The organism is Pseudomonas sp. NPDC089408 (genome assembly GCF_044749445.1).
GTDB lineage: Bacteria > Pseudomonadota > Gammaproteobacteria > Pseudomonadales > Pseudomonadaceae > Aquipseudomonas.
Map to the genome: position 1 here is coordinate 1 of NZ_JBIVHY010000002.1, position 22,857 is coordinate 22,857.

Consider the following 22,857-nt stretch of genomic DNA (forward strand, 5'->3'; position numbering starts at 1 on the left):
TGATCCCATCCCGAACTCAGCAGTGAAACGATGCATCGCCGATGGTAGTGTGGGGTTTCCCCATGTGAGAGTAGGTCATCGTCAAGATTCATTTCGCAAAACCCCTATCTGCGCATGCAGGTAGGGGTTTTGTCTTTGTGGTGCAAAAATCTCAAGCCGTACGCAGATCTCCGGCCATGCCCGATTCCCAGTGGGAGCGGGTTCACCCGCGAACACCGGCAACGCCGGTGCCATCCACCGCATCGCCTGCTTCGCGGCTAAAGCCGCTCCTACATCGATCGTGATGTTGTCTCCAACTGCGACAATATTCCCGCCACATCAACGTGACTTTCTCGCGCCCACCCTACGTCAAGACTTTGGTTCGGGGCATTCCTGCCCCGTGCTGAGCGATGCCAGCGTACCGTGCTGCGCATTTCTGGACTTCCACCGTCCCATCACTTGAGGTAGCAAGCAAGATGGCCAAGGCCGCCGATGTCGTTGTGCAATGCCTGGAAAACGAAGGTGTCGAATATGTGTTCGGCATTCCCGGTGAAGAAAACCTCGACCTGCTCGAATCGCTGCGCAAGTCGAAGATCAAGCTGGTACTGACCCGTCACGAGCAGTCTGCAGGTTTCATGGCTGCCACCTACGGTCGCCTGACCGGCAAGACCGGCGTCAGCCTGTCGACCCTCGGCCCTGGTGCCACCAACCTGGTTACCGCCAGCGCCTACGCCTACCTGGGCGGCATGCCGATGATGATGATCACCGGCCAGAAGCCGATCAAGAAGTCCAAGCAGGGCCGCTTCCAGATCATCGACGTGTGCGGCATGATGGACCCCATCACCAAGTACACTCACCAGTTCGCCTCGGCCGACAACATCCCGGCGCGCATGCGCGAAGCGTTCCGCCTGGCTGAAGAAGAAAAGCCGGGCGCCGTGCACCTCGAACTGCCAGAAGACATCGCCGCCGAGCAGACCGACGCGCTGCCGATCCCGCGCAGCTTGCACCGTCGCCCGCTGGCTGAGCACGTGGCCATCCAGGCGGCCGTTGAAAAACTGCAAAATGCCCGCAACCCTATCCTGGTGATCGGCGCCGGTGCCAACCGCAAGATGACCGCCAAGGTCCTCAAGCAGCTGATCGACAAGACCGGTATCCCGTTCATCACCACCCAAATGGGTAAAGGTGTGGTCGACGAGCGTCACCCGCGCTTCCTGGGTAACGCTGCGCTGTCGTCTGGTGACTTCGTACACCGCGCTGTCGAAGCGGCCGACCTGATCGTCAACATCGGCCACGACGTAATCGAGAAACCACCCTTCTTCATGGTCCGTGGCGGCACCGAAGTCATCCACATCAACTTCCGCTCCGCCGAAGTCGATGCGGTTTACTTCCCGCAAGTGGAAGTGATCGGCGATATCGCCAACGCCGTATGGCAGATCGGCGAAGCCCTGACCGACACTTCGCACTGGGACTTCACCCGCCTGATGGCCATCCGTGAAGCCAACGAAGCTCAGATCGCCGAAGGCGCCGACGACAACCGCTTTCCGGTCTACCCGCAGCGCATGGTTGCCGACATCCGTCGCGTGCTGCCGTCCGAAGGCATCGTTGCCCTGGACAACGGCATCTACAAGATCTGGTTTGCCCGTAACTACAAGGCGCACAAACCGAACACCGTGCTGCTGGACAACGCCCTGGCGACCATGGGCGCTGGCCTGCCATCGGCGATGGCGGCGCACCTGGTGCACCCGGACCGCCCGGTAATCTCGGTGTGCGGCGACGGCGGCTTCATGATGAACAGCCAAGAGCTGGAAACTGCAGTCCGTTTGGGCATGCACATCACCGTGGTGATCCTGCGTGACGACGGCTACGGCATGATCCGCTGGAAGCAGGCCAACATGGGCTTCACCGATTTCGGCCTGGACTATGGCAACCCGGACTTCGTCAAATACGCCGAAGCCTACGGTGCCAACGGCCACCGCGTGGAAAGCGCCGAAGGCCTGCTGCCGCTGCTGGAGCACTGCATCAAGACCCCGGGCGTGCACGTGATCGACTGCCCGGTCGATTACAGCGAAAACGACCGCATCCTCAACAGCGAGCTGCGTGAGCGCGCGCTGGCGGTGTAAACCCTGAGGCCCGGCGCCAACCGCAATGGCTGGCGCCGATCCCCCTGTGGGAGCGGGCGAGCCCGCGAACACCGGCGCAGCCGGTGCCATGCACCGCGTTGGATTCTTCGCGGGCGCGCCCGCTCCCACAGGTACTGTGCTGGCTTCAGGCTGACGCGATCCCTGTAGGAGCGGCTTCAGCCGCGAATACCGGCAAAGCCGGTGCCATCCATCGCGTTACCCGCTCAGCGGGCAAGCTCGACATCCTTGATATCAGCAACCGGGTCGAGAATCGCCGGGTCGACGCTGCCAGCGGCTGCTGATTGTTCACCTTGGCGCGTAGCGGCGTGCCAGTTTCTGCTGCGCTCCGGGGAGGGCGTTTCCTGGGCTGCTCGCTGATCGCCGGTAACAATGGCTGGCCCATTGGTGAGGTTGCCAGTGCAGAGGACGAAGTCATTTTGTACGCCGATGTCGACCTCAGTAGCGCACGTTCGGCACCGATCTGGAACACCTTGAACGACCTGCCGCGAGACCGCCGCATTGATCTCTACGATGCGACTCTTGGCTATCGCCTGCCGCGTTGAGGAGTCGCAGATGAACACGCAACCCTTCATGAACCGGCAGCGTTCACCGCTATTGGGTGTTTACCAGTTCGCTGTTGGGGCTGCTGGTGAGTCACGCTGTGTGGGGCTGGACATTGGCCGCTGGCAGCTGGCAACCGACCTTCGTCGCTTTTGTCTCGCTGCCGGCAGTCATTGTGCGGCCAGTCATCCGGGTAGCGACGGCCCGGCCATATTGTGGAGGGCGTTGTGGTGTACAGGCTGCCGCCTCGCCGCAAAGAAGTATTGCCATTACCCCACCACATCGAGCATCGCGTTGCATTACTGGAAGCGTGCTTGGACGCCGACACGGCATTGTTGCAGGGCGTGGCTGCTCAGGGCTATCAGGGGCTGGTCGTCGCAGGCTTTGGTGCGGGCCACGTTTCCGCAGCGTGGTCGACAGTGCTGGGCCAGCTTGTCGCCGTCTTGCCGGTGATTGTTGCAACCCGCAACAGGCAGTGGCCCGACGGCCTCGGCCTCCTACGACTTTGCGGGTGGCGAGATCGATTTGCAGGCCAAAGGGCTGCACATGGCGGGGCGATTGTGCCCGCGCAAATGTCGCATTCTGTTGTGGCTATTGATTGGAACTAGCAGGCAGCATTTGCTGAACAAATGGTTACCTTGGTGAGTAATCTGTCCGCGTCGCTGTATGCGCGGGCAGCCCTTCGTGAATTGCATGTGCTAGGGTGCACACACTTTTGCCTCACCAGGATCCCCACCTCATGCTCCCCGCTCTCAGCGAAAAAGAACTCGACCGCCTCGAAGACCTGCTGATCACCTACGGCAATGATTACTCGGTGCTCAACCTGGCCGAGCTCAATGGCTTTTTCACTGCACTGGCCAGTTCGCCGTCCACTGTCACCCCGGAGCACTGGTTGCCCGCAGTGGCTGGCGGCAAGGTACCGAAGTTCAAGAAGCCAGCGCATGAAGAGGCCTACGTGGCGCTGATGCTGCGTTATGCCAGCCAGGTGAAAGAGGCGTTGGACGACAACGTTGACCAGTTCGAGCCGCTGTTCGAGGAAAGCGAAGGCGAGCAGGGCACCGTGATCGTCATGGAAGAGTGGTGCTTCGGCTACATGCGCGGTACCCAGGTTGCCGGCTGGAGCGAGTTGCCGCCAGAGCAGGACGCACTGCTCAAGGCCATCTCGCTGCACGGGCTGGAGGATAACTTCGAGCTGCTGGACCAGATGAGCGAAGAGGATATCCAGGCCTGTGTGCCGCAGGTGATCCAGGCTGCGCGCCAGCTTTACAGTTACCATCGCCTGAAAAATTGGAACCTATGAACAGCCCGATAACCGACCAAGAGCTGGACAAGCTGGGTGAGCTGCTTTTCAAGTATGGCAACGATGACGCCATACTTGATATCAGCGAGCTAGATGGCTTCGTGAATGCACTCTGCAGCTCTCCGCGCCTGGTGCCACCAAGTGAATGGATCCCAGAGGTTTCTGGTGGCAAACTGCCTCGGTTCAGAAGCAAGGCCGAGGCGCAGCGCTACACCGATTTGCTCATCAAGTTTTACAACACCGTCGTGGTGATGCTCGGCGAAGCCACGGATGGGCTGGATTTACTCTTTGAGGTCAGGGATACCCCGGAGGGCGAAATCGTGGTGCTTGAAGAGTGGTGCTTCGGATATATGCGGGGCGTTCGTTTGGGGCAGTGGAGTAAGTTGCCTGCACGTCTTCAGAAGTATCTTGATGCGATAGCTATGCACGGTCTGGAGGAGAATTTTTCCGTCCTGGACAAAATGAGCCTGGAACAACACCAGGCTACTGTGCCGTTGGTAGTTGATGCCGTGCATGTGCTTTATCTCCACCAGCGTCAGCAGCAATTGGGTTGATTGACCCGTTCGGGTTGTTCATTCTGGAAATCGGTACTGGCTTCTTCGCGGGCACGCCCGCTCTGATAGAACTGCACATAACTCATTATCTAGCTGCGCCATGTAGGAGCGGGTTTACCCGCGAACACCGGCGCAGCCGGTGCCATGCACCGCGCTGGATTCTTCGCGGGTGAACCCGCTCCCACAGGGTGTGCGAATCGCCTACGAACTCAGTTCTCTGTGGTCTCTGGGGAGTGGACTTACCCGCAAAAATCGTAGAAACCAGTGTGCATTATTCCGCCCCGCGAAATTATGGTTTCCCCGCCACACGCATTCTGCTGTCCGCCGATCCAGTGCAGCATGTGCTCCATCAGCCCACCCCGGTGCTGACCAGGAGCCAAGCCCATGTCGAACCCGATCAAGCTCTACAACTTCCCCAAGTCTGGCCATGCCCACCGCATTGAGCTGATGCTCTCGCTGCTGAAACTGCCCACCGAACTAGTGTTCGTCGACCTCGCCAAAGGTGCGCACAAGCAGCCGGAGTTCCTCGCCCTCAACCCGTTCGGCCAGGTGCCGGTCATTGATGACAACGGCACGGTGATCGCCGATTCCAATGCCATCCTCGTCTACCTGGCAAAAAAGTACGACAACGGCACCTGGCTGCCTGAAGAACCTGCCGCCGCGGCCCGCGTACAACGCTGGCTTTCCGTTGCGGCCGGCCCGCTAGCCTTTGGCCCGGCTGCCGCCCGCCTGGTTACGGTATTCGGCGCCTCGTTTAACACCGACGAAGTGATCGGCCGCGCCCACACCCTGCTCAAGGTGATCGATGCCGAGCTGGCCAGGTCGCTCTTCCTTGCGGGTGATACCCCTACCATCGCCGACATCGCCAACTACTCGTACATCGCCCACGCGCCAGAAGGCAACGTGTCGCTGGAACCCTACGCCAACGTGCGCAGCTGGCTGGCGCGAATCGAGGCACTGCCAGGCTTCGTAGCCATGCCACGCACCGTGATCGGGTTGCAGACCAGCGCCTGATACCCCGCCACCGCGAGGAACGCCACCATGCAACAGTCCCCGGACCATCGCCCCTCGCCCTGGCATGCGGGCGAGAAAAGCTTGCAGGAAAAGGCCGGTGTAGCAGAGCGCATGGAGGCGTTCGGGCAGAAGGTCATTCGTGACTACATGCCCGACCAGCACCGCATTTTTTATCATCAGTTGCCATTCATGGTGGCCGCCAGCGTAGATAGCCAAGGCCGGCCTTGGGCGACGTTACTGGAAGGGCCGGAAGGGTTTGTGAGTTCGCCGAACCCTCGGCAACTGATGATTGATACCACGCTGGCTGCAGACGACCCCGCCACCCCGGGGCTGGCTGCCGGGCAGGCGGTCGGCCTGCTGGGTATCGAGCTGCACACTCGACGGCGCAATCGTATCAACGGGCAGATCCAGCAGATAGCACAAGGCCAGTTGCAGGTAACCGTGGAGCAATCGTTCGGCAACTGCCCGCAATACATTCAGCTGCGTGACTACACCCGTGTCGCTGAGCCCAGCCAGACACGTGTCGATACAACCACACTCGATGCCATGGCCATCAGCATGATCGAGGCCGCCGATACTTTCTTTGTCGCCAGCTATGTCGAACATGACAACGGTCAGCGCTCGGTGGACGTTTCCCACCGAGGTGGACGGCCCGGGTTCGTCAAGGTCGAAGGCAATCGACTGACCATTCCCGACTATGCTGGCAACCTGCACTTCAACACCCTGGGCAACCTGTTGGTCAACCCGCAGGCAGGCTTGCTGTTCATCGACTTCAGCAACGGCAATGTGCTGCAACTTTACGGGCGTGCCGAGATGCTGCTGAACAGCCCGGCCATTCAGGCCTTCGAAGGCGCTGAACGGCTATGGACCCTGCAGGTTGAGCAGCTGGTACGGCGCCCGGCTGCGGTTTCCCTTCGCTGGGCCTTCAAGGCGTACGCGCCGACCAGCCTTAGCACGGGCACCTGGGCCGAGGCCGAGGCGCGCTTGCAGCAGCGCCTGCAACAGCGGCAATGGCAGGCTTGGCGCGTGCTGCGGGTGGAGCAGGAAAGCCGTGATATCCGCTCGTTCTATCTCGAACCACCAGCAGGTAGCCGCGTGGCCTTTTTGCCAGGCCAGCACCTTCCCGTGCAGGTGCCGCGTGATGGCGAGGCAGCGCTGATCCGCACCTACAGCTTGTCCAGTGCACCCGCCGATGGCTACCTGCGCATCAGCGTCAAAGCCCAGGGGCCGGCTTCGCAGTATCTGCATGAGCGCGTTGTGGCCGGTGATGTGTTGAATGTACGCCCGCCCATGGGCAGCTTCACGCTTGATCAGCAAAGCGTGCGGCCGCTGGTGTTGATCGGCGCAGGGGTTGGCATTACGCCGCTGCTGGCCATGTTGCGCGAGCAGGTGAGCACGGGGTCGGCGCGACGCATTCATCTGTTTCATGGCGCGCGCAGCCTGGCTGACCTGCCGTTCCAGCAGGAACTGGCGAGCTTGCGGCAAAAGGCCGGCGATCTGCTGCAGGTTCACCGGGCCCTGAGTCAGCCAGAAGAGCAAGCGCTGGTCGGTCGTGATTATGAGTTTGTCGGCCGGTTGGGCATTGAACAGGTCAAGGCAACGCTGGCGCTGGACGACTACGATTTCTACCTGTGCGGGCCGGGTAGCTTTACCCAGGAACTGTATGAAGGGCTGCGCGCGGTGCATGTGCCGGATGCGCGGATCCATGCTGAAGCCTTTGGCCCGTCGACGCTGCGCCGGCACACCGACGATGACCAGCCCGCACTGCAACAGCCACCTGCTGCCAGCGAGCCAGTACCGGTGTACTTTTCGGCTTCGGCCAAGGAGGCGCGTTGGGCTCCTGGCAGTGGCACGCTGCTGGAGCTGGCCGAGGCGCGTGGGTTGGCACCGGAGTTCAGTTGCCGCGGTGGTTCGTGTGGCACCTGCAAGACTCGGCTTGTCAGTGGGCAGGTGCATTACCCCAATCCACCGGCCGAGATGCCAGAGGCGGGGTCGGTGCTGATCTGCTGTGCTGTTCCGGCGAGGGTGGAAGAAGGAGGGCAGGCGTTGGTGCTGGATGCCTGATTTACCTGTACAGGCCTCTTCGCGGGTGAACCCGCTCCTACATTCAGAGGTGATCGATTGTAGGAGCGGGTTTACCCGCGAAGAGGCCAGCACAGGCAACACAAAACTTTCAGATGAAAGATAATCCCGCTACCTCATCCCCCCAGGAGCCCGCATGGACCAGATCCACCTGATGAAGGTGTTCGTCGCCGTCGGCGAACTGGAAAGCTTCGCCGCGGCCGCGCGCCGCCTGGACATCTCACCGGCCGCCGTCACCCGCGCCGTCAGCGCCCTGGAAGACCAGCTCGGCGTCAAGCTGCTGCTGCGCACCACCCGCAGCGTGCGCCTGACCGAAGCGGGTGGCCGCTACCTGGAAGACACCCGGCATATCCTGGCCAGCATCCACGAAGCCAACGAAGCCGCGGCCGGCATCAACGCCACCCCAAAGGGCGACCTGGCGGTGACCGCGCCGATCCTGTTCGGCAAGAAGTTCGTCATGCCGTCCATTGTTCGCTACCTGCAGCAGTACCCGGACGTCGATGTATCCGCCTACTTCCTCGACCGCGTGGTCAACATGGTCGAGGAGGGCATGGACGTCGCCGTGCGCATCGGCCCGTTGCCCGATTCCGGGTTGAGGGCGCTACGAGTGGGAAGGGTGCGGCGCATGCTGTGCGCCTCGCCCGATTACCTGGCGCGCCATGGCGTGCCGAAGCACCCTTCGGACCTGGCCGCCCATGCGGTGATCGGCACCACCAACCTTTCACCGCGGGCTGGCTGGCGCTTCGGAGTGACCGATGAACCGACCCTGGTGCGCATGAAACCGCGGCTGACGGTCACCAGCAACGATGGGGCAATCGCTGCCGCCAGCGGCGGGCTGGGGATCGCCCGGTTGCTGTCGTACCAAGTGGCAGATGAGTTGGCCAGCGGGCAGTTGCAGGTAATCCTGGCCGACTATGAAGAGGCGCCTTGGCCGATCCATGTATTGCACCGCGAGAGCAAGTACGGTTCAGCCAAGGTAAGGGCTTTTATTGACATGCTGGCGCAGACACTTCGTGCCCAGCAGCTCGATTGAGGTCGTACAACAAAGGCAAAAACATCCTGAAATAATAAATGTTGTACGATGACCTATGTCGTGGCACTCTTTCGCCTGAAACAATTTGTCGCAAATAGCCTCTGCCGGCCTTTGCGCAAATCACCCGCATCTCTAAAAACAAAAATTCAGGTGAACCATGAAGATGAAAGGCATCCGTTGGTGGATGGTCAGCCTTGTCACGGCTGGGCTCGTCGTCAACTACCTCGCCCGCAACACGCTCTCGGTGGCTGCCCCCACCCTGATGACCGACCTTTCCATCAGTACCGAGCAATACGCCAAGATCGTCGCCGCCTGGCAGATCTGTTACGCCCTCATGCAGCCGGTTGCCGGCTGGTTCATCGACTTCATCGGCACCAAGCTGGGCTTTGCCGTGTTCGCCATGGCCTGGTCGCTGGCCTGTGCCGGCGCGGCCCTGGCCAGCGGCTGGCAGAGCATGGCGTTCATGCGCGGGCTGCTGGGCATGACCGAGGCCGCCGGCCTGCCGGCCGGGGTCAAGGCCACTACCGAGTGGTTCCCGGCCAAGGAGCGCTCGGTGGCGATCGGCTGGTTCAACATCGGCTCGTCGCTCGGCGCCTTGCTGGCGCCGCCGCTGGTGGTATGGGCGATCCTGCACAGTGGCTGGCAGTTGGCCTTCGTGATCGTTGGCGTTTCCGGCATCGTCTGGACCCTGCTGTGGATGCTGCTGTACAAACACCCACGCGACCAGAAGCGCCTGAGCGATGAAGAACGCGACTACATCCTCGCCGGGCAGGAAGCGCACTTCAAACAGGAGGCCCGCGAGAAGGGCGCGTGGAAACGCATTTTCAAAACCCGTAACTTCTACGCCATCGCTTCGGCGAGGATCCTCTCCGAGCCGGCCTGGCAAACCTTCAATGCCTGGATCCCGCTGTACCTGATGACCGAGCGCCATATGAACATCAAGGAAGTGGCGATGTTCGCCTGGCTACCGTTCCTGGCGGCCGATATCGGCTGTGTGCTGGGCGGTTATCTCAGCCCGCTGTTCCACCGTTACTTCAAGGTGTCGCTGTTCACTTCGCGCAAGATGGTGCTGGTGTTCGGTGCCAGCTGCATGATCGGCCCGGCCTGCATCGGCTTGGTGGAGAGCCCGTACACGGCGATCCTGCTGCTGTGCATTGGTGGCTTTGCCCACCAGACGCTGTCGGGGGCGCTGTACTCGATTACCTCGGACTCGTTCAGCAAGGATCAGGTGGCGACGGCGACCGGTATGGGTGGCATGTGCGGTTACCTGGGTGCGGCGGCGTTTACCCTGGTGTTCGGGGTGCTGGTGACGCAGATTGGCTATAGCCCGCTGTTTGTGGTGCTGGCGGCGTTCGATATCGTCGCGGCGGTGCTGGTGTGGAAGGTGGCGCGCGAGGTGCGGGGGGATGTTGCTGCCAAGCCGATGGTGGGGGCTGGCGAGGCATTGGCCTAAGGGCTGAGAATTTTGGGGCCGCTTTGCGGCCCATCGCGACGCAAGGCCGCTCCTACAGGGGACCGCGTGGCATGAGCTGACGCGGTCCCCTGTAGGAGCGGCCTTGTGTCGCGATGGGCTGCAAAGCAGCCCCAACCCAGGCAACACCATCACAACGCCCGATACTGCATCCTAAACCCCAAGCTCATCCCTTCCCCCCGCTGCAACAGCCTCAACCCCGGCCGCCCCGGCAGGTGATGCGCATTGACCGGGTGGCTAACCGGTTCAAAGCAGAAAAACCCTTGCCCCTGCGGGCAGAACAGCAAGAAGTGCTCGGCCCCGCTGGCGCTGCACGCCAACCGATACCCGGCCCCCGGCTGTTCGATCACACACTCGCCCGGCCAACCACTGAAGGCGTGATCAACCACGGTCTCTGGCAGGCTGCCCAATGTTTCAAACCGCCACTGCTCCGGCACCTCGGCCTGATAGGACGGCAGCCGCCCGGGCTCGGCCAGCCACACCTGGCGGGCCGCCGCATACAGCCTGGTATCGGGGTAACGCGGAAAGTAAGGGTGCAGCCCCAACCCGTACCAGTTGGCCGATTCATCCAGGTGCGTTACATGCAGGTCCAGGTTCAGGCAGCCTTCCTGCAGGTGCACATCCAGCGTGGCCTGGTAGGCAAATGGCACAGCACTGGCCAGGGTCAACCGTGCGCGGCGTTCGCTGTGATGCTCCACTTGCCAGGCCTGCTGCCAGGCGCTGCCATGAATCGGGTAAGGGTCGTGCCCGGTGTTCGGCGCCAGTGCCTGCCAGCCCTCGGGCCGGGAAAAGCCACCCTCGGCAATGCGATTGGACCATGGCGCCAGCGGGTAGCAAGCCAGGCGCCGCGGTGTGCCACTGGCCAGGGCGTCGGCATCTGTGTGGCGCAGCAGCGCCTGGCCGGTCGCCTTGACTTGCCAGTTGACCAGGCTGGCGCCCAGCTCCGGGGCCAGGCTCAGGCGGGTCAGGCGGTCCTGCAGGTACAGTTCGGTCACAGCCATTCAAGGCTCCTTTGCAAAAGCGTCAGCCGGGGCGCCGGTAAGTGAGCAGCACGATGCCGCACACCACCACGGCACCGCCGAGTAGTTGCAGGGTACCCAGCTGCTGGTCGAGCAAGGCCCAACCCAGCAGCAAGGTCGCGATAGGTTCCACGTTCATCACCGGCGCGTTCTGTGCCATGTTCAGCCGCGGCACGCAGACGAACAGCAACGTGAAGGCCAGGCCATACAGCACCACCAGGCTCGCCAGCGCCGCCCAGCCGCTGCCGCTGCCCGGCAGCGACAAGCCGGACGGCATTACGCCACTTGCGCCTGCGACCAGCATGCTGGAGAACACGATCAGCAGGGTCAGCAGGCTGCGCACCGGGCCGCGCACGGCAGCCAGCTTGTGGTCGGTGATCCACAAGGCGCAGGCGAAGGCACAGGCGGCGGCGAAGGCCAGGCTGACACCCAGTGCCCAGTGCGGGTTGGCGCCGCTGCTGTCGGCCAGGCGTGCCGGCACGTCCAGCGCCAGAACCAGGCCGCACAGGATCAGGCCCATGAACAGCACGGTGCGGCCGGTGGGGCGTGCACCGCCCAGCGCCCAGGTCAGCAGTGCCAGCAGCATCGGGAAGGTGTTGCCCACCAGCAGCGCCAGGGCCACCGGAATGCGCGCCACCGCCGAGTACAGGCACAGGCTCTGGGTGGCGATCAGCAGGCCAAGTAACAACTGCCAGCGACGGGTGCCAGTGGGCAGGGCCAAGGCCTGGCGTTGCCACAGCAGCAGGCCGGCCAGCACCAGGAAGGTGATGCCCGAGCGGCAGAGGATGGCCAGCAACACGCCGGTGCCGTCATCGAAGGCGATACGTGCGGCGATGTGGTTACCGGCGAACGAGCAGGCCAGCAACGCCAGCAGGGCGATGGCCAATTTGCGTGGGAATAGAGGGATAGCAGAGGAGGGGACAGCCATGTGCAGGATCCGTTTGCAGGTAGATTTTCCAGCCGCATCACGGTCGTTGTAGGAGCGGCCTTGTGTCGCGATCGGGCCGCGAAGCGGCCCCAGCACTATCAGCATCAACGCCGAAATCCTGGGGCCGCTTGGCGGCCCATCGCGACACAAGGCCGCTCCTACAGGGACCGCAAGTGCAGTTACAGCACCACGCTAGGCAGCCACAGCGAGATGGCCGGAATGTAGGTCACCGCCATCAGCACCAGGAACAGCGCCAGATAAAACGGCAGCAACGCCTTCACCGTCGATTCGATACTCACCTTGCCAATTGCGGAGCCGACGAACAGCACCGCCCCCACCGGCGGTGTGATCAGCCCGATCCCCAGGTTCACCAGCATGATCATGCCAAAGTGCACCGGGTCCACGCCGATACCGGTAATCACCGGCAACAGGATCGGGGTAAGGATCAGGATCAGCGGCGCCATGTCCATTACCGTGCCCAGCAGCAACAGCATGAAGTTGATGCACATCAGGATCACGTAGCGGTTATCCGACAGGGTCAGGAACGCCGTGGTGATCTTCGACGGGATCTGCATCAGCGTCATCACGTAGCCAAAGCTGGCGGCGAAGCCGATCAGGATCATCACGATCGAGATGGTGCGCACCGTGCGGTGCATCAGCTTGGGCAGGTCGCGCCACTTGTAGTCACGGTAGATGAACATGGTCACGAAGAACGACCACACCACCGCCACGGCCGCCGATTCGGTTGCAGTGAACACCCCCGAAAGAATGCCACCCAGGATGATAACCATGGCCATCAGCCCCCACAGCGCCTCACCGGCAATCTTCAGCGCCTGGCGCATCGGAATGACTTCGCCCTTGGGGTAGTTGCGCTTCTTGGCGAAGATCAGGCACAGGCCCATCATCACCGCGCTCAGCAGCAAGCCGGGCATCACCCCCGCCATGAACAACGAGGCAATCGATACCGTGCCGCCCGCTGCCAACGAATACAGCACCGAGTTGTGGCTGGGCGGGGTCAGCAGCGCCTGTACCGAGCCGCTGACGGTGACCGCCGTAGAGAACTCGCGCGGGTAACCCTTGCGCTCCATCTCCGGGATCAGCACCGAACCCACCGAGGCAGTGTCAGCCACCGACGAGCCGGAAATTGCACCGAAGAACGTCGAGGCCATGATGTTGACCAGCGACAGCCCACCACGCACGAAGCCCACCAGCACCCCGGCAAATGCCACCAGCCGTCGTGACATCCCGCCTTCGGCCATGATCGCACCGGCCAGCACGAAGAACGGAATTGCCAGCAGCGAAAATTTGTTAACGCCACTGGCCACCTGGATCATCATCGCCTGCAACGGGATGTCGATCCACCAGGCACCGACCAGCGCCGCCAGGCCCAGGGCGTAGGCCACCGGCATGCCCAGCAGAATGAGCACAATGAAGCTGCCCAACAGAATGAACGCATCCATTTATGCCGCTCCTTCGCTTTCTTCCAGCTGGTCGAAGCGCACCACTTTGCGGTGGCTCTGGTCGCCCAGCAGCAGTTTCTCCAACACGAACACCAGGGTCAGCACGCCACCGACCGGGATCGGCGCATAAGTCATGCCCACCCGCACACCCGGCAGAGAGGCCAGAAACTGGTTCCAGGTAGTGATGCACAGCTTGGTGCCGTAGTAGGTCATGAACACGCACACCAGAATCATCAATACCTGCACCAGCAGCGCCACTAGCCGGCGCTGCAGCGGCGGCAGGCGGTCGGTGATCATCGCCACCGCCATGTGCGCACCGGCGCGGTAGCTGGCGGCGGCGCCGACGAAGGTGAACACCACCATCAACAGAATCGCGACCGGTTCCGGCCAGCTAGCGCCGGTGCCGAGCACGTAGCGGGCGAAGATGCCCCAGGGGATGATCAGCGACATGGTCAGAATCGACAGGCCGGCGACCCAGATACAGGCGCGGTACAGCGTGTCGTTGGCACGCAGAAAGAGGTTTTTCATGGGCATCACCAAAGCGGCAGAGCGGCGGGCGCCGCACTGCCGAGGTCGTTCAGGAAAGGGCCGCGCTTACTGGACGGCGTCGATGCGCTTCATCAGGTCGGCGTACTGCGCGCCGTATTTCTCGCGCACCGATGCGGTGGCGTCGTAGAACGGCTTCTTGTCGACGGTGATAAACTCGACACCGGCGGCCTTTAGCTTCTCTTCGCTGGCAGCAGACTTGGCATCCCACAGCGCGCGCTCTTCCATCTGCGCTTCACGTGCGACTTTCTTCACCAGCACTTGCTGCTCGGGGGTGAGCTTGTCCCAGGTGGCCCTGGACATCACCACCGGCTCCGGCAGGATCAGGTGGCCGGTCAGGGTGTAGTACTTGGCGCTCTGGAAATGGTTGTGCTCAAGCAGGGTCGGCGGGTTGTTCTCGGCACCGTCGATTACCCCGGTCTGCAGGGCGCTGAAGATTTCCCCGGTGTCCATGGCGATGCCGTTGCCGCCCATGGCATTCATCATGTCGATGAACAGCGGGTTGCCCTGCACGCGAATCTTCATGCCCTTGAGGTCTTCCAGGCTGCGCACCGGCTTTTTGGTGTAGATGCTGCGCGAGCCGCCGTCCATCCAGGCCAGGGCCACCAGGTTGAAGTCGGAGTTGGTGATCTTGTCGAGGATCTCCTGGCCGATCTCGCCGTCGATGATCTTGCGCATGTGGTCATGGTCGCGGAACACGAACGGCATGTTGAACACGTTCACATCCGGCACCACCGGGCCGACGATCCCCAGGCTGACGCGGGTCATTTGCACGGCGCCGATCTGCGCCTGCTCGATCACTTCCTTCTCCGAGCCCAGCACACCGCCGGCGAACATCTTGAAGGTGATTTCGCCATTGCTGGCTTGTTCCAGCTTTTTGCCCATGTTCTGTTCGGCGACCACGGTCGGGTAGCCGGCAGGGTGGATTTCGGCGAACTTGATGTCCAGCGCCGAGGCGGGCATGGCCACGCTGAAGGCAAACGGGAGTACGGCAAGAAGCAGCTTGCGTTTGAACGTCATGATGAAACTCCGTGGTTTTTATTATCCGGTTTCGGGCGTGCAAAGAGTGTTGTGGTATTGGCAGTGGGGTTCAGCCCCGGTAGACAGGTTCCTCCAGGCCCTGCGTGCCAGGGTCGAGGGCAAATACCCCGCCAGCCAGTGGCTGGTCGCTGAGGTCGATGCCCGCTGGGCGGATCGAGGTGACATACAGGGTGTCGAGGTTGGCGCCGCCGAAGGCGCACATCGCCGGCTTTTTCACCGGCACGCTGAGCGAGCGGTCGAGGCGGCCGTCGGGGGTGAAGCGGTGGACCTGCCCGGCGTCATTGCCGCAGATCCAGTAGCAGCCGTCCTGGTCGATGGCAGCGCCGTCGGGGCGGCCGGGGTAGCCGCGCATGTCGACGAACAGCCGCTTGTTGTGCGGCGTGCCGCTGTCGGTGTCGTAGTCGAAGGCCCAGACCTTCTGCACGTTGGGGTGCGAGTCGGACAGGTACATGCGCTTGCCATCGGGGCTGAAGGCCAGGCCGTTGGGCACGATCATGCCGTCTTGCTGCAGGTGCAAACGGCCTTCGCCGTCATGCCGGTACAGCGCGCCGACATGCGCGCCTTGCTGCATGTCCAGCAGCATGCTGCCGGCCCAGAAGCGGCCTTGGCGGTCGCAGCGGCCATCGTTGAAGCGCATGCCGGGCTGGGCATGCTGCACGCTGCTGAGCAGGTGGCTGTGCAGGCTGCCGTCGGCTTTTGCCTGGAGCTGGAAAATGCCGCTTTCCATGCCGGCCACCCAGCCGTCGCCGCTACGGGCGATGCAGGCCAGCATCTCGTCGCCTTGCCAGACCTGGTGCGTGCCATCGGCCGTTTGCCAGCGGTGCAGCTGGCGTGCGGGAATGTCGACCCAGTACAGGGCCTGTTCGCTGGGGTGCCACACGGGGCTTTCGCCGGTGCCGTTGCGGGCGTCGACGATCAGTTCGCAATTCATGGCCGTGCCTCCTGGCGTGAGTGGGGTCAGTTGAACGGGCCGGCCACGGCGAAGGCGCCGCCCTGATAGACCATGCTCGGGTCATCGGCGGCGGGCGCCGGTTGGGCTTCCACGGCGGCGCGGAAGGGTTCCGAGCTGTCCTTGGGGGCATAGCCGAGGTGCTCGGCATGGCGGTTGTCCCACCATACGGTACGGTTGTCGGAGGCGCCGTAGACGATGGTGTGGCCAACGTCGGGGGTGAACAGCCCGCGCTCGATCAGTTGCACCAGGTCGTCATAGCTCAGCCAGGTGCAGAGCATGCGCGGGTTCTGTGGCTGCGGGAACGACGAGCCGATGCGGATGCTGACGGTCTCGATGCCGTAGCGGTCGAAGTAGAAGCTGGCGACATCCTCGCCATAGCATTTCGACAACCCGTAGTAGCTGTCGGGGCGACGCGGGGAGTGGGCGTCGATGCGCTCGTCCTGGCGGTAGAAGCCGATGGTATGGTTGGAACTGGCGAAGATGATGCGCTTCACCCCATGCTTGCGCGCCGCCTCGTAGACATGGAACACGCCGCAGATGTTGGGGCCGAGGATGTCTTCGAAGGCATGTTCGGTGGACACGCCTCCGAAGTGGATGATGGCGTCGACGCCTTCGACCAGGGCATGTACCGCAGCTTTGTCGGCCAGGTCGCAGGTGACGACCTCTTCATGCGGGCCAGCAGCAGGTGCCATGGGGCTGATGTCGGAAAGGCGCAGGACCTCGGCGTAGCCTTGCAGGCGTTCGCGAAGGACCTTGCCCAGGCCGCCTGCGGCTCCGGTGAGCAGCAGGCGATTGAGGGGAGTAGTGGTCATGGCCGGCTCTTGTTGTTAATTGTTGTAGGTTGTCGTATGACTATTGTGATTATTGGCGGTGCGATTCATTGTTGTCAATGACAACTCAATGTCAGTTTGGAGTCATGCGCGTCCCCTGTAGGAGCGGCCTTGTGTCGCGAAAGGGCCGCAACGCGGCCCCGGCGAATCATGCGGCGAAGCTGCAATCCTGGGGGCGCTTCGCACCCCTTTCGCGACACAAGTCCGCTCCTACAAAGGCCTGCGTAAAGCCTTACAGCAACGACAACGGATAATTGAAAATCAACCGGTTCTCATCAAACTCGTTATTGCTGTAATCCCGACGAATCGACGAATTGCGCCACTTCACACTCAAATCCTTGAACGCCCCGCTCTGTATCACATAGGCAAGCTCGGTTTCACGCACCCATTCCTTGCCATCGGTCACCACCCCGCTGTGCACGTCTTGCCCGCTGATATAGCGGTTCATCAGGGTCAGCCCCGGCACCCCGACGGTGACGAAGTTGAAGTCATGGCGCACCTGCCACGAGCGCTCGTTGGCGTTGTCGAAGCTGGAGTTGTAGCTGTCGTTGGCCAGGGTGCCGCCACTGGTGCCGTTGACCCGCATCCAGGTATCGCCATCAACCTTCTGCAGCCCGACCCAGAAGGTGCTGCCACCGTACTTGGCCGAGAACATCCCCGAGTAGGTCTTGTTGTCCAGCTCGCCGGCACGTTTGGAGCCGTCGTCATCGCCATGGAAGTAACCCAGGTTGGCGCCCAAGGTCCACTCACCCACCGGTTGGCTGTGGCTCAGTTGCAGGTACTGCTGTTGGTACACATCCTCCAGCACCGCATTCCACAGCCCGACCAACGTACGGTCCTGATTGAACTTGTACTCGCCACCGACAAAGTTGAAACGGTCCGACACCCCACCGCCGTAGCTCATGTCTTCCATGCTGGCGTCGTTGCGCGGGCTGTTGCCGCGGAATTGCCCGCCATACACCGTCAGCCCGGCAATCTCGTTGGAGGTCACCTGCCCGCCGCGGAACGTTTGTGGCAGCGATCGCCCATCGTCCGAACGCAGAATCGGTAGCACCGGCATCCACTCACCGATCTTCAACTCGGTCTTGGAAATCCGCGCCTTGCCCGCCACCGCCAGGCGCCCGTAGTCATCCGCAGGCTTGCCATCGTCATGACGCGGCAGCAATGCCGTGCCGTAGGTACCGCCACCACCATCCAGCTTGACCGACCACAGCCCCAGCACATCCACACCGAAGCCGACCGGCCCCTCGGTGAACCCCGAACGGGCATCGAGGATGAAGCTTTGCGTCCATTCCTCGGCCTTGCTCTGCGGGTTGCTGGGGTTGGTGAAGTTGCGGTTGATGTAGAAGTTGCGCAGGCCGAGGGTGGCCTTGCTGTCCTCGACAAAACCCGCAGCCAGGCTGGTGCCCGGCAAGCCGGCGATAACCCCGGCGCCAAGCAGGGCGAAGGGCAGGGTGTGGCAGATTTTCATTATTGTTGTGCTCCCGAAGGGTATGGCAGCCCGTCCACCGGGCACGCGCAAGCGGCCTGCGGCAGGGGCGGGTAAGTAACGGGCCGGTCAGGGCCAGAGGTAAAAACGCGGTAACCGGGCGCTAGGTACTCGAGGGGGTACGCCAGCAGGCCGTGGGAAGAGGGGTATGCAACAGGCGTGGGTGCAGCGGGATGGGTGTCGACATGGGTTCGTCCACTGATTGTTGTTTTTGTTATGTGTTGTCGTACAACTGTGAGCGATTATTAGCAAGGGAGAGAGGGGCTGTCAACGCATAATGGCCTAGTGATTAAAGGCAAGACCCTCGTAAATTAACGCGTAGAGGCTCTATCGCGTACTTTGTAAAGACATACGATGACATGGGGAGGCATGCAAACCTGTGGAAGCGGGTTCATCGAGGCGTCGAACCGCCGCGAACACCGGCACAGCCGGTGCCATCCACACCGACTGATTTACAGCAAAGCCGGACACATGATTTACAAATCAATTTGACCTAGCAGTGGACCCCGCCACTCGCCTGCGCTATCTTCAAATCAGGCCTCGCCCTCGACCACGTAGACTGGCATGTCCAGTCCCGGCATCCTCGTTGGTGCCGTACCCCCCTTGTCGGCGTGGGCGGGGCCCCTTTATTCACGGCGCGCCTGACCGGATGAGATCGAGCGCTCCCTGGCCCCACGGGGGTGCCCAAGCAAGGTGGGCCGAGGCGATAAGCCGAAGCAGTGTCCGGACCTTTTTACCAACCGTCGATCAAAGCGCCCATGGCGCTTTTTTCGTTTCAGGCCCTGGCGGATTCCTGCCAGCAATCGCCACGCAAATCTCCCGTAATACGCGATCCCATGTGGGAGCGGCCTTGCGTCGCGAAAGGGCCGCAAAGCGGCCCCGGCGATTCCAAAGGCTGTGGATTTTAGAGGGCCGCTGTGCCGCTGTGCAGCCCTTTCTGACCTGTCCGGCACCCCAGCAAGGTCGCTACAGCGGTTGAGCTAGGTACTCAGAAGTGCATGAAGCTGTGGCCACTGCCGGCAGAAAAATCGCCATTGCAGAATCATCAGGACAAGTGCATTGTAATGACAAACGTCTTTACCTGAGGGCCAAGCCATGGCTTCCATCAACATCCGCGTCGACGACGATCTCAAAGCCCGCGCCTACAAAGAGCTTGAGCGCCTCGGCGTAACCCCCTCCGAACTCATGCGCCAGGCCCTGCAATATGTGGCAGAGCGGGGCAAGCTACCCTTCCGGCCGGTCCTGATGACCGAGGAAGATGAAGACCTCATTGCCACTGTACAAGAGCGGCTTGCTTCTCCGCAGCGCGTGAGGGTGCAGCTGGATGACCTATAGCCTCGACTTCGATTCCCGTGCATTGAAAGAGTGGAAGAAGCTGGGCGACACCGTGCGTCAGCAGTTCAAAAAGAAACTGGCAGAGGTTCTGCTGAATCCTCGGGTTGAAGCCAATCGCCTTCACTCCCTACCAGACTGCTACAAGATAAAGCTGCGCAGCAGCGGGTATAGGCTGGTCTATCAGGTCATTGATCAAGAAATCGTAGTCTTTGTAGTTGCTGTTCATCGTCGTGAAAAAGATCAGGCATACAAGAAGGCTGCCGACCGGCTCGAATAGACTTCGTAGATTTGCAAACCTGTGCTCTCAAAATACAGCTCACTTCAAATGCTTGCACTGCACCTGTGGGAGCGGGCGCGCCCGCGAAGAATCCAGCTCGGTGCATGGCACCGGCTTCGCCGGTGTTCGCGGGTAAACCCGCTCCCACAGGTCTGGCGCCAACTCAAATAGCGCATTATCAAGGCAAGTAGCGACCTGCTCTTGGCCGGCTAAGCAAGCCATTCCAGCAGACTAAGTCCCCCTGTGGGAGCGGGTTCACCCGCGAAGAAGCCCTCACAGGCAGATCCGCCAGCTAAACCCCATGCATCCGCAGCGCCCGCTGCGCACACTCCCGCCAACTCAACTTGCGCTTCTGCACCGGCCCCAACGCGTCCACCTCCCCAGCCAGCACCACCGGCATATCCCGCATCCTCACCCAAGGCTCACTCTGCCAATACAACAACGTCGCCGTCCGCCCCCCAGGCCAGCACATCTGCCCCAGCCGCGGTGCATCCTCAACCCCGTCCGCCTGCCCATCACGCAGCACCGCCACCACCTCATGCGTCAGCCACTTGCGCAAATGGCGGTTCTCCGGCACATGGTGATGCGCCAACAAGGTATAGGCCCCGGACTCACTGACCATGGTGGTCTCCTGGTACTTGCCATAGCGCAGCAGTTGCACCGTGCGGTACTGGTCCGGGTCGAGCTTACGCATGCAGTGTTCGTCCAAGAAGTGCCCGCTCAGCCGGCCGAGTTCGTGGGCGCAGAACCAGGCTTGGATTCCAGCCAGAGGGTGTGGAGGGGGCGCTTGTGGCGGGTGAAGAGGGTGGGTGTTTGAAGGTCAGTCATGGCTGGCCTCCGTGGTTATTGGAGATTTGAGCAGGCATGACGCATGTGCGAAGAGCCTGGAATTACTGGATTTGGTAGGCATTTCCATTACCTCTACGTGATTTTCCAGCTTTCTTAGGGCTGGGTGTCGGGAGCTAAGAAATCCCACGTAGCGGACCGGACGTATTCCCCTTGCGGGTCTTGTATTAGTCCACTCCCGACATAACACGTTTTCTGCGCGCAGGATTAAACCACAGGCAAAAAAATGCCGCATCTGTCGGGGCGGATTGACCGCTACGTGAGGCGTTTCTTAGGCGCCAAAATCACACTACAAAATAGAGGTGCCTTCGTCAAGGTTAAAACTTGTAGGAAGTTTCCTTTATTTATTTACCGTGTATTAGAGTCAATAATCCATTTGGATCATCTTTATGACTTAGTGCTGTCTTGTACTCGCTTTGAGTAAGATTGTAGATGCCGAAGGAGGTTGGAGTGCTGCCATCATCCCAGATGAAGGTGCCGTCATCTTGCAAATCCATGGCTGACTCAATTATTTCAAAGTCCATCATGCCGTACCTTCGCTCTTTATTGATTCGAACGACAAATGAGCAAACGTTTTGGAGGTGTTCATCTGAAGAGGACTTATTGAAGCAAATGTTATAGCCATCTTTATCTTTTACGCTGGGGAAGGCTATTCCGTTTGCAGGCGCTTTTTGATAAATAAGTTTGCCAAGAGTCCGTGTGCGCAAATAGTTCTCATGAGATGCATCAACATTGGCCAGTGTGTATGCGAGAAATTTATCGGTGTAAATAATTGCTTTAGCGATCTCTTTTGGTGTGTCATTCAACATCTTGGTGATAGCCAGCTCTGGATCCGATCCGAACAATCGCGAGCGGCCTGTCTTTTGAATATGAGCGAAATCACCAATGGTAGAGATCTTCAACTCTCTATCAGGTTGTATCCTGAAACCAGCTATTTGAATCAAATCTCCCGCCTTAGCGGAAATTTCAGATAATGCTGTTTCTTGTCTGAGTGAGGTGTAGAGTACTTGCTCACCAATATCATTCAGTCTTCCGTATCCGACGTATTCGGCAGGAGGATAAAGTAATTCCGATATTTTGTTATAGCGTGTCGAGCTAATCTTTCGGGCTCGCCATAACATGCTGCCGCGCTCGATCTTGAAGGAAAGGATTCTATAGTTTGCTAACAGGTCGAGAAAGCCTTGCGTAATGTCTCTTTCCGATTTTGCTTGGTCTAATTCATCAAAAATATTTTCTACGTAATCTAGATACATAGTGCATCCTGAAAATGTACCGTTTAATATAAAAAAGGCTGCCCTAGAGCAGCCTTTTCAGGGATGTCAGTCCCAGCTCAACGCCCCACCCGTCTGATACTCAATCACCCGCGTCTCAAAGAAGTTCTTCTCCTTCTTCAAGTCCATGATCTCGCTCATCCAAGGGAACGGGTTGGTAGTCCCCGGGTACTCTTCCTTCAGGCCAATCTGGGTCAGGCGACGGTTGGCGATGAACTTGAGGTAGTCCTCCATCATCGCTGCGTTCATGCCCAATACCCCGCGTGGCATGGTGTCACGAGCGTATTCGATCTCCAGCTGGGTCCCTTGCAGGATCATCTGGGTCGCTTCTTCCTTCATCGCCGCGTCCCACAGGTGCGGGTTCTCGATTTTGATCTGGTTGATCACGTCGATACCGAAGTTCAGGTGCATCGACTCGTCACGCAGGATGTACTGGAACTGCTCGGCGACGCCGGTCATCTTGTTGCGGCGGCCCATCGACAGGATCTGGGTGAAGCCGCAGTAGAAGAAGATGCCTTCCAATACGCAGTAGTAGGCGATCAGGTTGCGCAGCAGCTCTTTGTCGGTTTCGACAGTACCGGTGTTGAATTCCGGGTCGGAGATGGCGCGGGTGTACTTCAGGCCCCAGGCGGCTTTTTTCGCGACCGACGGGATCTCGTGGTACATGTTGAAGATCTCGCCTTCATCCATGCCCAGCGACTCGATGCAGTACTGGTAGGCGTGGGTGTGGATCGCCTCTTCGTAGGACT

General features: G+C 60.7%; 20 protein-coding genes, 1 rRNA gene and 2 pseudogenes. 12 read left to right on the top strand and 11 right to left on the bottom strand.

Annotation, left to right across the window (positions count from 1 at the left end; translation table 11 throughout):
* From rrf to ACIP02_RS03470, 10 genes and pseudogenes are all read left to right on the top strand, one after another.
* Nucleotides 1-87 (top strand): 5S ribosomal RNA (rrf, locus tag ACIP02_RS03425); the annotation flags it as partial.
* A gap of 368 nt (nucleotides 88-455) precedes the next feature.
* Nucleotides 456-2,099, top strand: a complete 1,644-nt coding sequence (locus tag ACIP02_RS03430) for an acetolactate synthase large subunit (protein WP_400613268.1) — start codon at nucleotides 456-458, stop codon at nucleotides 2,097-2,099.
* 347 nt (nucleotides 2,100-2,446) lie between these two features.
* Nucleotides 2,447-2,662: pseudogene (locus tag ACIP02_RS03435) on the top strand (hydratase); the annotation flags it as partial.
* Nucleotides 2,663-2,866: 204 nt separating this feature from the next.
* Nucleotides 2,867-3,305 (top strand): annotated as a pseudogene (locus ACIP02_RS03440) (asparaginase); the annotation flags it as partial.
* Between the two features lie 94 nt (nucleotides 3,306-3,399).
* Nucleotides 3,400-3,960, top strand: coding sequence for a UPF0149 family protein (locus tag ACIP02_RS03445; protein ID WP_400613271.1), 561 nt, complete (start codon nucleotides 3,400-3,402; stop codon nucleotides 3,958-3,960).
* Nucleotides 3,957-4,514, top strand: coding sequence for a UPF0149 family protein (locus ACIP02_RS03450; protein ID WP_400613273.1), 558 nt, complete (start codon nucleotides 3,957-3,959; stop codon nucleotides 4,512-4,514). Before ACIP02_RS03445 ends, ACIP02_RS03450 begins: the two co-directional genes overlap by 4 nt.
* A 384-nt stretch (nucleotides 4,515-4,898) precedes the next feature.
* On the top strand, nucleotides 4,899-5,528 hold the full coding sequence (locus ACIP02_RS03455) for a glutathione S-transferase family protein (RefSeq protein ID WP_400613275.1): 630 nt from the start codon (nucleotides 4,899-4,901) through the stop codon (nucleotides 5,526-5,528).
* A gap of 27 nt (nucleotides 5,529-5,555) precedes the next feature.
* Nucleotides 5,556-7,592 carry a pyridoxamine 5'-phosphate oxidase family protein gene (locus ACIP02_RS03460; RefSeq protein WP_400613277.1) on the top strand — a complete coding sequence of 679 codons (2,037 nt, stop codon included), beginning with the start codon at nucleotides 5,556-5,558 and terminating at the stop codon, nucleotides 7,590-7,592.
* 154 nt (nucleotides 7,593-7,746) lie between these two features.
* A complete protein-coding gene (locus ACIP02_RS03465; RefSeq protein WP_400613279.1) occupies nucleotides 7,747-8,643 on the top strand; it encodes a LysR family transcriptional regulator in 897 nt (298 codons plus the stop codon).
* 157 nt (nucleotides 8,644-8,800) lie between these two features.
* A complete protein-coding gene (locus tag ACIP02_RS03470) occupies nucleotides 8,801-10,096 on the top strand; it encodes an MFS transporter (protein ID WP_400613281.1) in 1,296 nt (431 codons plus the stop codon).
* A 149-nt stretch (nucleotides 10,097-10,245) separates the two neighbouring features.
* Here the strand turns inward: ACIP02_RS03470 and ACIP02_RS03475 are convergent, their stop codons facing one another.
* From ACIP02_RS03475 to ACIP02_RS03510, 8 genes are all read right to left on the bottom strand, one after another.
* Nucleotides 10,246-11,115 (bottom strand): aldose 1-epimerase, encoded by an 870-nt coding sequence (locus ACIP02_RS03475; RefSeq protein WP_400613283.1) that lies wholly within the window; start codon nucleotides 11,113-11,115, stop codon nucleotides 10,246-10,248.
* Between the two features lie 22 nt (nucleotides 11,116-11,137).
* Nucleotides 11,138-12,061, bottom strand: a complete 924-nt coding sequence (locus ACIP02_RS03480) for an EamA family transporter (protein ID WP_400613285.1) — start codon at nucleotides 12,059-12,061, stop codon at nucleotides 11,138-11,140.
* A 179-nt stretch (nucleotides 12,062-12,240) separates the two neighbouring features.
* Nucleotides 12,241-13,521 carry a TRAP transporter large permease gene (locus ACIP02_RS03485; RefSeq protein WP_400613287.1) on the bottom strand — a complete coding sequence of 427 codons (1,281 nt, stop codon included), beginning with the start codon at nucleotides 13,519-13,521 and terminating at the stop codon, nucleotides 12,241-12,243.
* Entirely contained in the window at nucleotides 13,522-14,049 is a 528-nt protein-coding gene (locus ACIP02_RS03490; protein ID WP_400613289.1) for a TRAP transporter small permease, read from the bottom strand.
* A gap of 66 nt (nucleotides 14,050-14,115) precedes the next feature.
* Nucleotides 14,116-15,087: a TRAP transporter substrate-binding protein gene (locus ACIP02_RS03495; RefSeq protein WP_400613291.1), complete on the bottom strand. Its 972-nt coding sequence runs from the start codon at nucleotides 15,085-15,087 to the stop codon at nucleotides 14,116-14,118.
* A gap of 70 nt (nucleotides 15,088-15,157) precedes the next feature.
* The gene (locus ACIP02_RS03500) at nucleotides 15,158-16,039 is read right to left on the bottom strand and encodes an SMP-30/gluconolactonase/LRE family protein (protein WP_400613293.1); all 882 of its coding nucleotides are present in this window, start codon (nucleotides 16,037-16,039) and stop codon (nucleotides 15,158-15,160) included.
* Nucleotides 16,040-16,065: 26 nt separating this feature from the next.
* Nucleotides 16,066-16,872, bottom strand: a complete 807-nt coding sequence (locus tag ACIP02_RS03505) for an NAD-dependent epimerase/dehydratase family protein (RefSeq protein WP_400613295.1) — start codon at nucleotides 16,870-16,872, stop codon at nucleotides 16,066-16,068.
* A gap of 250 nt (nucleotides 16,873-17,122) precedes the next feature.
* A complete protein-coding gene (locus ACIP02_RS03510; protein WP_400613297.1) occupies nucleotides 17,123-18,361 on the bottom strand; it encodes an OprD family porin in 1,239 nt (412 codons plus the stop codon).
* Between the two features lie 1,113 nt (nucleotides 18,362-19,474).
* On the opposite strand from ACIP02_RS03510, the gene ACIP02_RS03515 reads away from it, so the two are divergent.
* Both ACIP02_RS03515 and ACIP02_RS03520 read left to right on the top strand, forming a co-directional pair.
* Nucleotides 19,475-19,714, top strand: coding sequence for a type II toxin-antitoxin system RelB/DinJ family antitoxin (locus ACIP02_RS03515; protein ID WP_028700126.1), 240 nt, complete (start codon nucleotides 19,475-19,477; stop codon nucleotides 19,712-19,714).
* Nucleotides 19,704-19,991, top strand: a complete 288-nt coding sequence (locus tag ACIP02_RS03520; RefSeq protein ID WP_400613300.1) for a type II toxin-antitoxin system RelE/ParE family toxin — start codon at nucleotides 19,704-19,706, stop codon at nucleotides 19,989-19,991. The genes ACIP02_RS03515 and ACIP02_RS03520 overlap by 11 nt, the downstream gene beginning before the upstream one ends.
* A 292-nt stretch (nucleotides 19,992-20,283) precedes the next feature.
* On the opposite strand, the gene ACIP02_RS03525 is transcribed toward ACIP02_RS03520, so the two are convergent.
* The 3 genes from ACIP02_RS03525 to ACIP02_RS03535 form a co-directional block, all read right to left on the bottom strand.
* A complete protein-coding gene (locus ACIP02_RS03525; RefSeq protein ID WP_400613302.1) occupies nucleotides 20,284-20,700 on the bottom strand; it encodes a Bro-N domain-containing protein in 417 nt (138 codons plus the stop codon).
* Between the two features lie 481 nt (nucleotides 20,701-21,181).
* Nucleotides 21,182-22,090: an RES family NAD+ phosphorylase gene (locus tag ACIP02_RS03530; protein ID WP_400613304.1), complete on the bottom strand. Its 909-nt coding sequence runs from the start codon at nucleotides 22,088-22,090 to the stop codon at nucleotides 21,182-21,184.
* Between the two features lie 66 nt (nucleotides 22,091-22,156).
* The coding region (locus tag ACIP02_RS03535) for a ribonucleotide-diphosphate reductase subunit beta (RefSeq protein WP_400613306.1) at nucleotides 22,157-22,857 on the bottom strand (701 nt) is incomplete at its 5' end.

Bases quoted from the DNA above. Each gene is read 5' to 3' on its own strand.
- ACIP02_RS03430 (WP_400613268.1), top strand. From the start codon at position 456: ATGGCCAAGGCCGCCGATGTCGTTGTGCAATGCCTGGAAAACGAAGGT.
- ACIP02_RS03445 (WP_400613271.1), top strand. From the start codon at position 3,400: ATGCTCCCCGCTCTCAGCGAAAAAGAACTCGACCGCCTCGAAGACCTG.
- ACIP02_RS03450 (WP_400613273.1), top strand. From the start codon at position 3,957: ATGAACAGCCCGATAACCGACCAAGAGCTGGACAAGCTGGGTGAGCTG.
- ACIP02_RS03455 (WP_400613275.1), top strand. From the start codon at position 4,899: ATGTCGAACCCGATCAAGCTCTACAACTTCCCCAAGTCTGGCCATGCC.
- ACIP02_RS03460 (WP_400613277.1), top strand. From the start codon at position 5,556: ATGCAACAGTCCCCGGACCATCGCCCCTCGCCCTGGCATGCGGGCGAG.
- ACIP02_RS03465 (WP_400613279.1), top strand. From the start codon at position 7,747: ATGGACCAGATCCACCTGATGAAGGTGTTCGTCGCCGTCGGCGAACTG.
- ACIP02_RS03470 (WP_400613281.1), top strand. From the start codon at position 8,801: ATGAAGATGAAAGGCATCCGTTGGTGGATGGTCAGCCTTGTCACGGCT.
- ACIP02_RS03475 (WP_400613283.1), bottom strand. From the start codon at position 11,115: ATGGCTGTGACCGAACTGTACCTGCAGGACCGCCTGACCCGCCTGAGC.
- ACIP02_RS03480 (WP_400613285.1), bottom strand. From the start codon at position 12,061: ATGGCTGTCCCCTCCTCTGCTATCCCTCTATTCCCACGCAAATTGGCC.
- ACIP02_RS03485 (WP_400613287.1), bottom strand. From the start codon at position 13,521: ATGGATGCGTTCATTCTGTTGGGCAGCTTCATTGTGCTCATTCTGCTG.
- ACIP02_RS03490 (WP_400613289.1), bottom strand. From the start codon at position 14,049: ATGAAAAACCTCTTTCTGCGTGCCAACGACACGCTGTACCGCGCCTGT.
- ACIP02_RS03495 (WP_400613291.1), bottom strand. From the start codon at position 15,087: ATGACGTTCAAACGCAAGCTGCTTCTTGCCGTACTCCCGTTTGCCTTC.
- ACIP02_RS03500 (WP_400613293.1), bottom strand. From the start codon at position 16,039: ATGAATTGCGAACTGATCGTCGACGCCCGCAACGGCACCGGCGAAAGC.
- ACIP02_RS03505 (WP_400613295.1), bottom strand. From the start codon at position 16,872: ATGACCACTACTCCCCTCAATCGCCTGCTGCTCACCGGAGCCGCAGGC.
- ACIP02_RS03510 (WP_400613297.1), bottom strand. From the start codon at position 18,361: ATGAAAATCTGCCACACCCTGCCCTTCGCCCTGCTTGGCGCCGGGGTT.
- ACIP02_RS03515 (WP_028700126.1), top strand. From the start codon at position 19,475: ATGGCTTCCATCAACATCCGCGTCGACGACGATCTCAAAGCCCGCGCC.
- ACIP02_RS03520 (WP_400613300.1), top strand. From the start codon at position 19,704: ATGACCTATAGCCTCGACTTCGATTCCCGTGCATTGAAAGAGTGGAAG.
- ACIP02_RS03530 (WP_400613304.1), bottom strand. From the start codon at position 22,090: ATGTATCTAGATTACGTAGAAAATATTTTTGATGAATTAGACCAAGCA.